This is a genomic window from Micromonospora sp. BL4, assembly GCF_003667505.1.
Classification (GTDB): Bacteria; Actinomycetota; Actinomycetes; order Mycobacteriales; family Micromonosporaceae; genus Micromonospora.
This window is the reverse complement of the sequence record NZ_RCVJ01000122.1, coordinates 14,826-27,217: the sequence shown is the minus strand read 5'-3', so window position 1 is coordinate 27,217 and position 12,392 is coordinate 14,826. Positions and strand designations below refer to the sequence as shown.

Annotated in this window: 12 protein-coding genes; 2 read left to right on the top strand and 10 right to left on the bottom strand. The window is 73.2% G+C overall.

What is annotated here, in order from left to right; all coding sequences use genetic code 11:
• Window positions 1-1,235 (top strand): bifunctional pyridoxamine 5'-phosphate oxidase family protein/GNAT family N-acetyltransferase (locus EAD89_RS13995; protein WP_233578651.1); only part of this gene is annotated, 1,235 nt, incomplete at its 5' end.
• Window positions 1,236-1,245: 10 nt separating this feature from the next.
• Window positions 1,246-1,905 (top strand): leucine efflux protein LeuE, encoded by a 660-nt coding sequence (gene leuE, locus EAD89_RS13990; protein WP_121675997.1) that lies wholly within the window; start codon window positions 1,246-1,248, stop codon window positions 1,903-1,905.
• Window positions 1,906-1,915: 10 nt separating this feature from the next.
• Here the strand turns inward: leuE and EAD89_RS13985 are convergent, their stop codons facing one another.
• From EAD89_RS13985 to EAD89_RS13940, 10 genes are all read right to left on the bottom strand, one after another.
• Complete coding sequence (locus EAD89_RS13985; RefSeq protein WP_121675996.1) at window positions 1,916-2,845, bottom strand: sporulation protein; 930 nt, start codon at window positions 2,843-2,845, stop codon at window positions 1,916-1,918.
• Window positions 2,846-2,962: 117 nt separating this feature from the next.
• Window positions 2,963-4,027, bottom strand: a complete 1,065-nt coding sequence (locus EAD89_RS13980; protein ID WP_121675995.1) for a hemolysin family protein — start codon at window positions 4,025-4,027, stop codon at window positions 2,963-2,965.
• Window positions 4,024-5,382, bottom strand: coding sequence for a hemolysin family protein (locus EAD89_RS13975; protein WP_121675994.1), 1,359 nt, complete (start codon window positions 5,380-5,382; stop codon window positions 4,024-4,026). The genes EAD89_RS13980 and EAD89_RS13975 overlap by 4 nt, the downstream gene beginning before the upstream one ends.
• Before the next feature lie 183 nt (window positions 5,383-5,565).
• Window positions 5,566-5,925: a monovalent cation/H(+) antiporter subunit G gene (mnhG, locus tag EAD89_RS13970; RefSeq protein WP_121675999.1), complete on the bottom strand. Its 360-nt coding sequence runs from the start codon at window positions 5,923-5,925 to the stop codon at window positions 5,566-5,568.
• On the bottom strand, window positions 5,925-6,188 hold the full coding sequence (locus EAD89_RS13965) for a monovalent cation/H+ antiporter complex subunit F (protein WP_121657150.1): 264 nt from the start codon (window positions 6,186-6,188) through the stop codon (window positions 5,925-5,927). Before EAD89_RS13965 ends, mnhG begins: the two co-directional genes overlap by 1 nt.
• A complete protein-coding gene (locus EAD89_RS13960) occupies window positions 6,185-6,799 on the bottom strand; it encodes a Na+/H+ antiporter subunit E (protein ID WP_121675993.1) in 615 nt (204 codons plus the stop codon). Before EAD89_RS13960 ends, EAD89_RS13965 begins: the two co-directional genes overlap by 4 nt.
• Window positions 6,796-8,301, bottom strand: coding sequence for a Na+/H+ antiporter subunit D (locus tag EAD89_RS13955; RefSeq protein ID WP_121675992.1), 1,506 nt, complete (start codon window positions 8,299-8,301; stop codon window positions 6,796-6,798). The genes EAD89_RS13960 and EAD89_RS13955 overlap by 4 nt, the downstream gene beginning before the upstream one ends.
• A gap of 22 nt (window positions 8,302-8,323) precedes the next feature.
• Window positions 8,324-8,803, bottom strand: coding sequence for a Na(+)/H(+) antiporter subunit C (locus EAD89_RS13950; RefSeq protein WP_121675991.1), 480 nt, complete (start codon window positions 8,801-8,803; stop codon window positions 8,324-8,326).
• A 55-nt stretch (window positions 8,804-8,858) separates the two neighbouring features.
• Window positions 8,859-11,693 carry a Na+/H+ antiporter subunit A gene (locus EAD89_RS13945; protein ID WP_121675990.1) on the bottom strand — a complete coding sequence of 945 codons (2,835 nt, stop codon included), beginning with the start codon at window positions 11,691-11,693 and terminating at the stop codon, window positions 8,859-8,861.
• Window positions 11,694-11,841: 148 nt separating this feature from the next.
• A complete protein-coding gene (locus tag EAD89_RS13940; RefSeq protein WP_121657145.1) occupies window positions 11,842-12,228 on the bottom strand; it encodes a hypothetical protein in 387 nt (128 codons plus the stop codon).
• Between the last annotated feature and the right edge of the window lie 164 nt (window positions 12,229-12,392).

The following is a 12,392-nucleotide window of genomic DNA, read 5'->3' as shown; positions in this document are numbered from 1 at the left end:
CACCCACCGCCCGGACCACCCCCAGCCGTTCCCGCGACCGGATGAGCTACGACCGGGCCGCCGCGCACGCCGTGCTCGACGAGGCGTACCACTGCGCGCTCGGGTTCACCGTCGACGGTCAGCCGCGGGTGCTGCCCACCCTGCACGTGCGCATCGGCGACACGCTCTACCTGCACGGCTCCACCGGCAGCCGCCCACTGCTCGCCGCCCGAGGCGACGGGCTGCCGGTCTGCGTCACCGTGACGCTGCTCGACGGGCTCGTCTACGCCCGCTCCCAGTTCCACCACAGCGCCAACTACCGCTCGGTGGTCGCGCTCGGCACCGCCCGCCTGGTCACCGACGAGCGGGAGAAGACCGCCATGCTGACCGCGCTGGTGGAGAAGGTCGGCGCGGGACGCAGCGCGGCCAGCCGCCCGCCCAACCGGCGGGAGCTGGCCGAGACCGCCGTGCTGGCGCTGCCCCTGCGCGAGGTGTCGGTCCGGGCCCGCACCGGCGGGGTCCGCGAGGACGAGGCCGACCTGCACCTGCCGCACTGGGCCGGCGTGCTGCCGCTGCGGCTCACCCCCGGCCTGCCGGAACCCGCCGCCGGGGTCACCGCGCCGCTGCCGGCGTACCTGCGGACGGCCCGCACGCCCTGGCACGACCCGGCCGCGATGGCCGGCGAGCACGTCCGGCTGGAGCCGCTGGACCTGGCACACGCCGACGAGCTGCACGCCGCCACCGCCGACGCGGAGGTCTGGCGTCACCTCAACGTGGCGCTGCCGACCACGCCGGCCGGGACCGCCGAGGTGATCGCCGCCGCGCTGGCCGCCCAGCACCGCGGCGAGCGGGTGCCCTGGGTGCAGCGCTGCGCGGTGACCGGGGCCGTGGTCGGCACCACCTCCTACTACGAGATCGACCCGGAACGGCGGGCGGTGGCGATCGGGCACACGTTCCTCGGACGGCCGTGGTGGCGTACCGGGATCAACACCGAGGCGAAGCTGCTGCTGCTCACCCGGGCCTTCGACGAGCTGGGCGCGGTACGGGTCGCCTGGCACACCGACATCCGCAACGAACGCTCACAGGCCGCCATCGAGCGGCTCGGCGCCACCCGGGAAGGCGTGCTGCGCATGCACCGGCAGCGCCCGGACGGCTCCTGGCGGGACACCGTGCAGTACGCGATGACCGTCGACGAGTGGCCGAACGCACAGCTCCGGCTGCGGGAAAGGCTTCGCCGGACGGCACCGGTGGCGTGATGATGGCGGCGTGCTGGGGATCACCGACATCTGGACGTACGTGCTGGGCACCGTGGCGATCATTCTGCTGCCCGGGCCGAACTCACTCTTCGTGCTCTCCACCGCGGCCAAGCGGGGCGTGGGGGCGGGCTACCGGGCCGCGGGTGGGGTGTTCGTCGGCGACTGGGTGCTGATGTTCCTCTCCGCCGCCGGGGTGGCGTCGGTGCTCAAGGCGTACCCACCGTTGTTCCTGGTGATCAAGTACGCCGGCGCCGCGTACCTCGCCTATGTCGGGGTGACCATGCTGCGCGGCGCCTGGCGACGCTGGCGCGACCGCAACGACCCGAGCACGCCGCGGCTCATCGACGCCGCGGAGCCGGCGGCGATGCGCAGCCCGTTCCGCAAGGCGCTGGTGATCAGCCTGCTGAACCCGAAGGCGATCCTGTTCTTCATCTCGTTCTTCATCCAGTTCGTCGACCCCGGCTACGCCTGGCCGGCGCTGTCGTTCCTGCTGCTCGGGCTGATCGCCCAGGCGACCAGCGCGATCTACCTGACCGCGTTGATCTTCGCGGGCACCTTCCTGGCCGCGCAGTTCCGCCAGCGTCGCCGCCTCGCCGCCGGCGGCACCACCGCCGTCGCCGCGCTCTTTCTCGCCTTCAGCCTCAAACTGGCCACCGCCAGCGCCGGCTGACCCGTCCGGGTCAGGTGCCGTCACCCCCGCCTCCACCGCCACCGACCCCGGCGGCGCCGGCGGTGCCGCCGAGGCCGTAGCCGGGCCGGACCGGCTCGTCGGGGTGGCGGCTGACGTGGGCGGACTCGTTGAGCTGAGCGGACCAGTCGGCGTGCGCCGCCGCCGCGGCGTGCCGGTTGATCGCCTGACGCAGCCAGCCGTCCACGGTGGCGACCCAGTCCCGCCGGTCGGCGCCCGCGTGCCAGATCCGGAACCGGCTGATGCTCTGGTGGGTGATCCCGGCCAGCGCCAGCCGGCGGTCCAGCCAGAAGATCGCCTCCAGGCCCGCCGAATTGGTCACGAAGATCACCTCCAGCTCCGTGATCGGGCCGGCGTAGAGCGGTCCCACCCAGTACCCCCACCGCTGGTGCAACGGCAGGGTGTGCGCCACCCCGGGCAGCCCACCCTCCTGCAGCCCGGCCTGGCGGATCATGAAACCCAGCGTCTCCAACGCCGCCAGCACGTGCTGCTGGGTCGGGATCGGGTGCACGAAGACCGGCACCATCGCCCCCTGATCCAGCTCCGGGTCGACGGAGACCTCGGTACGCAGCCCCATCCGCAGGCTCAGCAGCGGCACCGCACCGAAGATGGTCACCGGGGTCTCCCACGGCAGCGGCAACGCGAAGTCGACCGCCCGCCGCCGACCGGCCGGTACGACGAACCGGCCGGCGATCGGCAGCTGAAAGAACTGCACCAGCCGCTTGGCGGCGGCCGGGTCGTCCGGCTCGACCGTGGTGACGAGGCCGAGCCGGATGTGCCGCACCAGGACGTCGTCCGGCCCGGCCGCCAACGTCACCCGCCCCGGCAGGCGCAGGCCCGGACGGGTGCTCGGGTTGGGAAGCGTGGTCTGCACGGACAGCCCGGTCCAGCCGGACTCCCGGGACACCCCCGTCAGCCGCACCGCGCCCCCCACCAGGCCACGCTTCCAGCCACACCAGCCCCGACGAGGCCACCTCAACTGTCGCGGACCCCGGCCTCGGTCACCCCGACTTCCACGAAGAGGGACCACCCCTCCGGTTCAGCGCAACCGTCGCCCGCGCGGCACCGTGTCGGTCTCGTCGTCGAACTCGCCGATGACCTCCTCCAGCAGGTCCTCCAGGGCGACGAAGCCGATCGGCCGGGCTGGGCCGCCGCCGTTGCGCACCAGCGCGAGCTGGGACTGCCGGGCGCGCATCGCGGCCACCGCCTCGGTGACCGAGGACGTCGCGGGCAGCGTGAACGCGGGCGTCATCAGCTCACCGGCGGTGGCGACGCGACCGGTGGTGACCACCCGCACCGCCTCCCGCACGTGCACCAGGCCGCAGACGTCCCCGGCCGCGTCCAGCACGGCCAGCCGGGACCGGCCGCTGTCCCGACTGACCTGCTCGATCCGCTCGGCCGGGTCGTCCCGACGGACGGTGACCATGGTGGAGAACGGCTCCATCACCTGTGCCACCGACGTGCCCTGCAACTCCAGCATGCTGGTGAGCAGTTGGTGCTGCTCGGCGCCGAGCAGCCCGTGCTCACGGGACTGCTCCAGCAGGATCCGCAGCTCGTCCGGGCCGTGCACCTGGGCCAGTTGATCCTGCTGGTTGACCCCGAACAGCCGCAGGATCGCGTTGGCCAGCGCGTTCAGCGCGGAGAGCACCGGCCGGGCCACCCGGGCGAAGGCGCGGAACGGCAGCGCGAGCAGCGTCGCCGAGCGCTCCGCGTCCGTGATCGCCCACGACTTCGGCGCCATCTCCCCCACCACCAGGTGCAGGAAGGTGACCAACCCGAGGGCGAAGATCAGGGCGATCAGGTGGCTGGCCGCGTCCGGCAGCCCCACCGCGTGCAGCAGCGGGCTGAGCAGGTGCTCGATCGCCGGCTCGGCCAACGCACCGAGCCCCAGGGTGCACAGGGTGATGCCGAGCTGGGCGCCGGCCAGCATCAGCGACAACTCGCGAACGCCGTCCAGCGCCGCCCGGGCCGCTCGGCCGCCGCTCGCCGCCGCCTGCTCCAGGCGGTACCGCTTGCTGGCCACCAGGGCGAACTCGGCGGCCACGAAGAACCCGTTCAACGCCAGCAGGATCACCGAGCTGAACAGCGCGATGCCGGGGCTCATGCGGGCACCTCGCCCGGCTCGGTCAACTGCAACCGCACGGAGTCGGCCACGTGCCGGTCCACGGCCAGCACCTCGACCAGCGCCCGGGGTTCCGCCTCGCCGTCCTCGGCGTCGGCGCCCTCGGGCAGCAGGCTGATCTCCAGCCGGTCGCCGACCTCGGGCACCCGGCCCAGCTCCCGCATGACCAGGCCGGAGAGGGTGTCGTACTCCGGGGCCTCGGGCAACGCGATGCCGGTGCTGTCGGCGACCTCGTCGATCCGCCAGCGGGCCGGCACCACCCAGGACCCGTCGTCCTGCCGGGCGGGCGCCCGCTCCGGTGGGTCGTCCTCGTCCCGGATCGGACCGACCAGCTCCTCGGCGATGTCCTCCAGGGTGATCACGCCGGCGAAGCCGCCGTACTCGTCGACCACGCAGGCCATCTGCCGATGCCCGGACCGCAGGCGGTCGAGCACCGTCGGCAACGGCAACGTCTCCGGCACCAGCAACGGCGGCCCGGCCACCGCGCTCACCGGGGTGGTCGCCCGCTCCGCCGGCGGTACGCCGAGCACGTCGGCGATGCCGACGACACCGATCAGGTCGTCGACGCCCTCCGCGCCGCGCACCGGGAACCGGGAGTGGCCGGTGTCCAGCAGCTCGACCACGCGGCTCACCGGCTCGTGCGCCCGTACGGTGTGCACGTCGACGCGGGGCACCATGGCCTCGCCGGCGGTCAGCTCGCGGAAATCCAGCCCCCGGTCGAGCAGCGTGGACATCTCCGCGTCCAGGCTGCCCTCCTCGCGGGACTCGGCGATGATCTGTTCCAGGTCGGCCGGGGTGGCGCCGCTGGGCAGCTCCTCGATCGGCTCGATGCCGAACCGCCGGAGCAGCCGCACCGACGCGCGGTCGAAGAGCCGGATCACCGGCCCGGCGACGGCGAGGTACATCAGGGTTGACCGGCTCAGCACCCGGGCCAGCGGCTCGGCCCGGGCGATGGCCAGGTTCTTCGGGGCCAGCTCACCGAGGACCATCTGGACCACGGTGGCGATGACCAGCGCCAGGGCCACCGACAGCGGGAGGCTGACCGCGTCGCCGACGCCGGCGAGGCCGAGCAGGTCGGCGAGGCCGCCACCGAGGTACGGCTCGGCGACGTACCCGACCAGCAGCGCGGTGACGGTGATGCCGAGCTGCGCGCCGGAGAGCATGAAGGAGAGCCGGCTGGTGACGGTCAGGGCCCGGGCGGCGGCCGCGTCGCCGTCATCGGCGAGCTGGCGGAGCTTGCCGCGGTCGACGGCGACATAGCCGAACTCCTGCGCCACGAAGTAACCGGTGGCGGCGGTGAGCACGATGATCAGAAGGAGACCGACGACGATCAACACGGGTCGCTCAGGGCTCCCGGGGTCGTCGGAACGGGACTATGCCGGGCATGACCCGGCTGGCTACTGCTGCCCTCCTGGGCAGACGAGTCGATCATGCCCTCATTTTATCGGCGCTGGCTGGGACTCCGCTGAGGGTGGGCCGAAGGCGCCGATCGTCCGGTTCCCCAGCGGCGGCACGGGCCCTCACCCCGGTCCCGCCGACCCACCGCCCGGCCCCCGTTCGGCCAGCTCATCCGCGTCGAGCAGGCCCCGATCGAGCCGGCCGGCCCGGTACGCCGCCCGGCCGATCATCTGTGCCGCGACCGGCGCGGTGGCCAGCTGGAAGACCGCCACCAGCAGGATCATGCCGAGGTCCGCCCTCGACCGCAGCCGCAGCATGATGCCGAGCAGCAGCAGGAGCACCCCGAGCACCTGCGGTTTGGTGGCCGCGTGCATCCGGGACAGCGCGTCCGGAAAGCGCAGCACGCCGATCCCGGCGGCCAGGGCGAGCAGCGCGCCGGCCACCAGGCATCCGGCGCCGAGCCAGTCGGCGATCGTCCCGATCACGCCTGCTCCCGGACGGCGAAGCGGACCAGTGACACCGAGCCGACGAAGCCGAGCAGGGAGAGCACCACCAGGACGGGCAGCGTCGTGGCGTGCCGGTTGACCGCCGCCTCGGCGCCCACCGCGCCGACCATGGTGGCGAGCAGCATGTCCGCGGCGATCACCCGGTCCAGCAGCGACGGGCCCCGGTAGAGCCGGGTCAGCGCGAGCAGCGCGGTCACCGACAGCAGGGTGGTGAGGACGACGGCCAGAAACGTGATCACGGGAGGTTTCCCTTCTCGACAGGATCGGTCTCGACGCGGCGCAGTTCGGCGGCGGAGCCCACCGCCCGGACGATCCGCCGCTCGACGGCGAGGGTGCGCTCCCGGGCCAGGGTGAGGTCCGCCGGCCCGTGGGTGTCCAGCACGTGCAGGTAGAGGGTTCCGGAATCCCGGTCCACCTCGAGGATCAGCGTGCCGGGCACCAGCGAGACCGCCTCCGCGGTGAGCGCCAGGTTCAGGTCGGTGGGCACCCGCAGCCGCACCCCGATGATCGCCCCGCGGGGTCGGTATCCGGGCTGCACCGCGATCCGGGCCACGTGCAGGCTCGCGCCGACCAGTTCGGTGCCGAACCGGAACGCGAACCCCAGCAGCGCGCGAGGGCGCAGCCGGCCGGCGAACGTGACCGCCGGCAGCGGGAAGAACAGCAGTACCGCGCCTCCCACCACCAGGCCTCCGGCCAGGTTCGCCCAGTTGAACTGGCCCCACAGCAGGCTCCAGACCACCACCAGCCAGCCGAGCGCCAGTGCCTGGTCCCGACAGCGTCCGAGCCGGCGCCGCCGTGGCGCGGCCGGCTCTTCGGCGCCGCCCGGGGCCGTGCCGGTCGGGTCGGTCACGGTGTGCCACCCGGCAGCACGGCCCGCACGTACGGGGTGCGCGAGCGCAGGTCGGTGGCCGCGTCGGCGGTGACCTCGAAGAGCGGACCGGCCAGCACGGTCAGCACCAACCCGAACGCGACCAGTGCCATCGTGGCCCCGACCATCAGCGCGGGCAGCCGGACGGCCGGCTCGGTGGTGGCCAGCTGGGGCGACCGCCAGAAGGCGATGTTCCACACCCGGGAGGCCACGTAGAGGGTGAGCAGGCTGGTCAGCGTGCCGGCCCCGACGAGCACCGCGGGCAGCGGCCCGCCGGCCGCCACCCCGGCCTGGAGCAGCCCGAGCTTGCCGAGGAAGCCGGAGAACGGTGGCACGCCGGCGAGGTTCATCGCCGGGACGAAGAACAGCACGCCGAGCAGCGGCGCGATCCGGGCCAGCCCGCCGAGACGCCGCAGGTCGGTACTGCCGGCCCGCTCCTCGACCAGCCCGGCGACCAGGAACAGCGTGGTCTGGATGGTGATGTGGTGCACCACGTAGAAGATCGCGCCGGAGAGCCCGGCCACGGTGCTCAACGCCACTCCGAAGATCATGTAACCGATGTGGCTGACCAGGGTGAACGAGAAGAGCCGCTTCATGTCCGACTGGGCCACCGCGCCCAGGATGCCGACCACCATGGTCAGCCCGGCGACGACCATGAGCAGCTCGTCCGCCTGCCCACCCGGAAAGAGCAGCGTCTCGGTGCGGATGATCGCGTAGACGCCCACCTTGGTCAGCAGCCCCGCGAAGACCGCGGTGACCGGCGCGGGCGCCGTGGGGTAGCTGTCCGGCAGCCAGGCCGAGAGCGGGAAGACCGCCGCCTTGATGCCGAACGCGAGCAGCAGCATCAGTTCCAGGGTCAGCCGGACGCCGGCGGGCAGGTCGTCGAGGCGCTGGGCGAGTTGGGCCAGGTTGAGCGTGCCGGTGGCCGCGTACACCAGCCCCACCCCGGCCAGGAAGATCATCGAGGAGAGGATGCTGACCACCACGTACGTCGATCCGGTACGGATGCGGATCTCGGTGCCACCGAGGGTGATCAGCACGAAGCTGGCGGCCAGCAGGATCTCGAAGCCGACGAAGAGGTTGAACAGGTCACCGGCGAGGAACGCGTTGGTGACGCCGGCGGTGAGCACCAGATACGTCGGGTGGAAGATGACCACCGGTGTGGTCTCGCCGATCTCGCTGCGGCCCTGGCCGATCGAGTACAGCAGCACGCAGAGGATGACCGCCGAGGAGACCACCAGCATCAGCGCGGCGAGTTGGTCGGCGACCAGGACGATGCCGACCGGCGCCGGCCAACCGCCGATCGCCATCACCACCGGCCCGTGCCGGTACGCCTGCACCAGCAGCAGCAGCGCCACGGTCAGGGTGCCGCCCAGGCAGAGCACGCTGACCCCGCGTTGAAGCCGGGGCCGGGCGGCCAGCAGCAGAGTCAGCGCCGCGCCGAGCAGCGGCAGCACCACCGGCAGGGGCAGCAGCCGGCTCATCGCGTCCCCCACTGCGCGGCCATCACGCCTCTTCCCCGCGCCGCAGCCGGCGTCGGGCGGGCTCGGGATCGACCTGCTCCGGGTCGCCGTCCGGGCCCTCCCCGCCGAGGTCCACGGTGCCCACGTCGTTGCGCTCGGCCCGGCTGACGATCTGCCGGTCCTCCAGATCGTCGGGCACCTCGTCGTCGCCGCTGAGGTACCAGCTCCGGTACGCCACGGCGAGCAGGAACGCGGTGAACCCGAAGGTGATCACGATGGAGGTCAGCACCATGGCCTGCGCCAGCGGGTCGCTCATCCGGTCCACGGGGCCGGTGCCGACGATCGGTGCCCCACCGGACCGACCGCCCAGCAGGATCAGCAGATTGACCCCGTTGCCGATCAGGATCACGCCGAGCAGGATCCGGGTCAGGCTGCGCTCCAGCAGCAGGATCACCCCGCAACCGACCAGCACCCCGACGGCGAGCACCAGCACCAGCACGGGCCCGGCGCCGCTGTCGGTCACGGTGCCACCTGTGTTCGCGACTGCGCGGCTCGCAGAACCGGTTCACTCCTCGCGCTCACGGCCGGTCCCCCTTGCCGACGGTGAGCCCGCCCGTGGCGGGTCCGGTCGCCTCGATGTGCCGGTCCACCTCGGCCCCGAGGCTGCGCAGGATGTCCAGCACCAGCCCGACCACGACCAGGTACACACCGATGTCGAAGAAGAGCGAGGTGACCAGGTGCGCGTCGCCGACCAGCGGTATGGACCGGTCGACCTTCGCGCTCTCCAGCACCGATCCGCCCGCCAGCAGCGCCACCACGCCGGTACCCACCGACAGGGCCAGCCCGGCGCCGAGGACCGTGCCGGCGCCGACCGGTGCGGCCTCCGCCAGCTCGTACCGGCCGCCGGCCAGGTAGCGGACCACCAGGGCGAGGCCCGCCACCAGCCCGCCGGCGAAGCCTCCGCCCGGCGCGTTGTGCCCGGAGAAGAGCAGGAACAGGGAGAAGAGCACCACGGTGTGGAAGATCAGCCGGATGACCACCTCCAGCACGATGGAGCGGCGCTCCTCGTCCAGCGTGGGGCCGCCGCGCAGCCACACCGGCCGGTCGGTCTGGTTCGCCGGGCCGGCCGACTCCGGCCGGCGCGGCCGGGGCCCGGTGCGGGACCGTTCGAAGATCAGGCTCGCGACCCCGGTCGCCGCCACCACCAGCACCGCCAGCTCACCCATGGTGTCCCAGGCCCGAATGTCGACCAGGGTCACGTTGACCACGTTGCGGCCGTACCCCTGCGCCACCGCCAGGTCCGGGAAGACGGCGGAGATGTCCGGCGCCCGGCGGGCGCCGGCGGCGACGAGGGCCAGCCCGGCGGCCACCACGCCCACCGCCACCCCGATCGCCCGGCGCGCCCACCGGCTGCGGCGCAGCGGGCGGGCCGAGAACCGGTTGGGCAGGCGGCGCAGCACCAGCACGAAGACCGCGATGGTCGCGGTCTCCACCAGGAACTGCGTGAGCGCGAGGTCGGGCGCGCCGTGCAGGACGAAGAGCATCGCGCTGCCGTAGCCGGTCACCCCCACCAGCAGCATCGCGGTCAGCCGGCGGCGGGCGCCGACCGCCAGCACCGCGGCCACCCCGATCACCAGCACGACCACCGGTTGCAGCGGGCTGTCCCAGAGCGGGATCCGGGCCTGCCAGGGGCCGACGGCGAGCATCGCCCCGCCGGGCAGCAGCACCAGGGCGACCAGGATGACGCCCAGATACTGCGGCAGGGAACCGCGCTGGGTCGCCCCGGTGACCTCGATGGCCAGCCGGTCGAACCGGCCCACGACCCACTCGTAGCCCTGGTTGCCGCTGACCGGCCAGCGGAGCCGGGCCAGCATCGGGGCGAGCGGCCCGCGCAGCGCGAAGAGCAGGCCGCCGCCGGCGAGCGCCAGCGCGGACAGGCCGAGCGCCGGGGTCGGTCCGGACCAGAGCGCGAGGTGGGCGTGGACGTCGCCGAACAGATCGGCGTACGGGCGCAACAGGCCGTCCAGCAGTCCGGCGGCCGGGCCGGCGAGCAACCCGACGCCGGCCAGCACCGCCGGTGGGATCAGCAGCGCGCCGGCGATCGGGGCCGGCTGGACCGGCGCCACGCCCGGCCGGTCGGCGAACGCGCCCCAGACGAAGCGGGCGCTGTACGCGACGGTGAGCACCGTTCCGGCGACGAGACCGGCGAGGAGCGCCGGCCGGTCGGTGAACGCCGCGAAGACCGCCTCCTTGGCCACGAAGCCGACCAACGGCGGCACACCGGCCATCGACGCCGCGGCCAGCACCGCGACCACGAACAGCGGTCGGGACCAGTGCCGCAGCCCGGACAACTCGTGCAGGTCGCGGGTGCCGGCGCCGTGATCGATGACGCCGACCACCAGGAACAGCGCCGCCTTGAACAGCGCGTGCGCCAGCAGCATCGCCGTACCGGCCAGCGCGGCGTCCGGCGTGCCGGACCCGGTCACCACGACCAGCAGGCCGAGCTGGCTGATCGTTCCGTACGCCAGCAGCAGCTTCAGGTCGGTCTGCCGCAGCGCCGCCCAGCCGCCGACCAGCATGGTGGCCAGGCCGGCGACCTGGACCACGGGCCGCCAGGGGCCGATCACGGCCAGCACCGGCGCGAGCAGCCCGACCAGGTAGACGCCGGCCTTGACCATGGCGGCCGCGTGCAGGTAGGCGCTGACCGGCGTGGGTGCCGCCATCGCGACCGGCAGCCAGGAGCTGAACGGCAGCACCGCCGACTTGGACAGCGCGCCGGCCAGGATCAGCAGCACGGCGGTGACCAGGTAGCCGCCACCGGGCAGCGGCTGTGCGGCGATCTCCGACCAGCGGTAGCTGCCCGCGTGCTCGCCCAGCAGGATGAACCCGACCAGCATGGCCAGCCCGCCCAGCGTGGTGACCGTCAGCGCCTGCGCCGCCGCCCACCGGCTGGACCGCCGTTCGGTGCTGTGCCCGATCAGCAGGTACGAGAAGATCGTGGTCAGCTCCCAGCCGACGTAGAGCAGCAGCAGGTCGTCGGCGAAGACCAGGACGAGCATCGCTCCGGCGAAGGCGACCAGGACCGCCGCGAACCGCGCCAGCCCGATCGAGCCGGCGGTGAAGTACCGGGCGCAGTAGATCAGCACCAGCGCGCCCACGCCGCCGATCAGCATGGTCATCAGCCAGGACAGCGTGGTGAGCCGCAGCGCGATGTCGAGGTCCAGCTGCCGGATCCACGGGTACGTCTCGACCACCGCCCCGCCCTGGCCGACGGCGGGGGTACGGGCCACCGCCCAGCCGAACGCGGCGGCCGGCGCCAGCGCCAGCGGGTAGCACGCACGGGGACCCCACCACCGCACGAGCAGCGGCGCGAGGAGTGCCGCCACGAGATGGAGGATGAGTAGTACCAGCACCCGCGCTCCCGGTCGAGGTGGCCGACGCCCGTGCAGCGGTGGCGCCTAGCAGCGATCAGACGCCAGTTCGTCGCCCCTCGGGCCGTTTTGCCGGAATTCGTCCGCGGCAGGCGGGCGCGCGGGGCCGACGGGCGAGCCGCGGCCGGCGTCAGCGCAGCAGGGCGTCCCCGACGGGCAGCGCGTCGTCGGGGGCGGGGCGGTCGCGGCGCAGCTCGGCCAGCAGGTCGACGCGACCGAGCTGGCGGGCGACCTTGTCGACCACGCGCTCCGCGGCGGCCAGCGACCGCACCGAGAGCAGTCGACCGCGGCTCTCCCGGCGCAGCACGAAGTAGTGGACGGCGACGCGCACCTGGCCGCGGTCGGCGGCGCTGGCCTGCGCGGTGGAGATGACCAGCTCACGTAGGCAGCGGGCGAGGCGTTCGGCGAGTTCCAGCTCCGGCCCGTGCAGGCCGCCCCGGAGCGTGGCGAGGTGGCTGTCGACCTTGCGGATCAGCACGTCGGTGCCGGGTTCGACATTCCGCTGCTCGCCGGCCATCCGATCCCCCCACCCCGGTTCGCGTTGCGAGTGAAGTTACTTTATGTTGCTCCTCACAAGCAAGCAGTTAAGTGAGACTTAACGCATTAAGCGCGCATCCAGTGCTTATGACTCCGAGTCGGACACGTTTCGCCGCGGGCCGCTCGTCGTTGTCGTACCCGCGG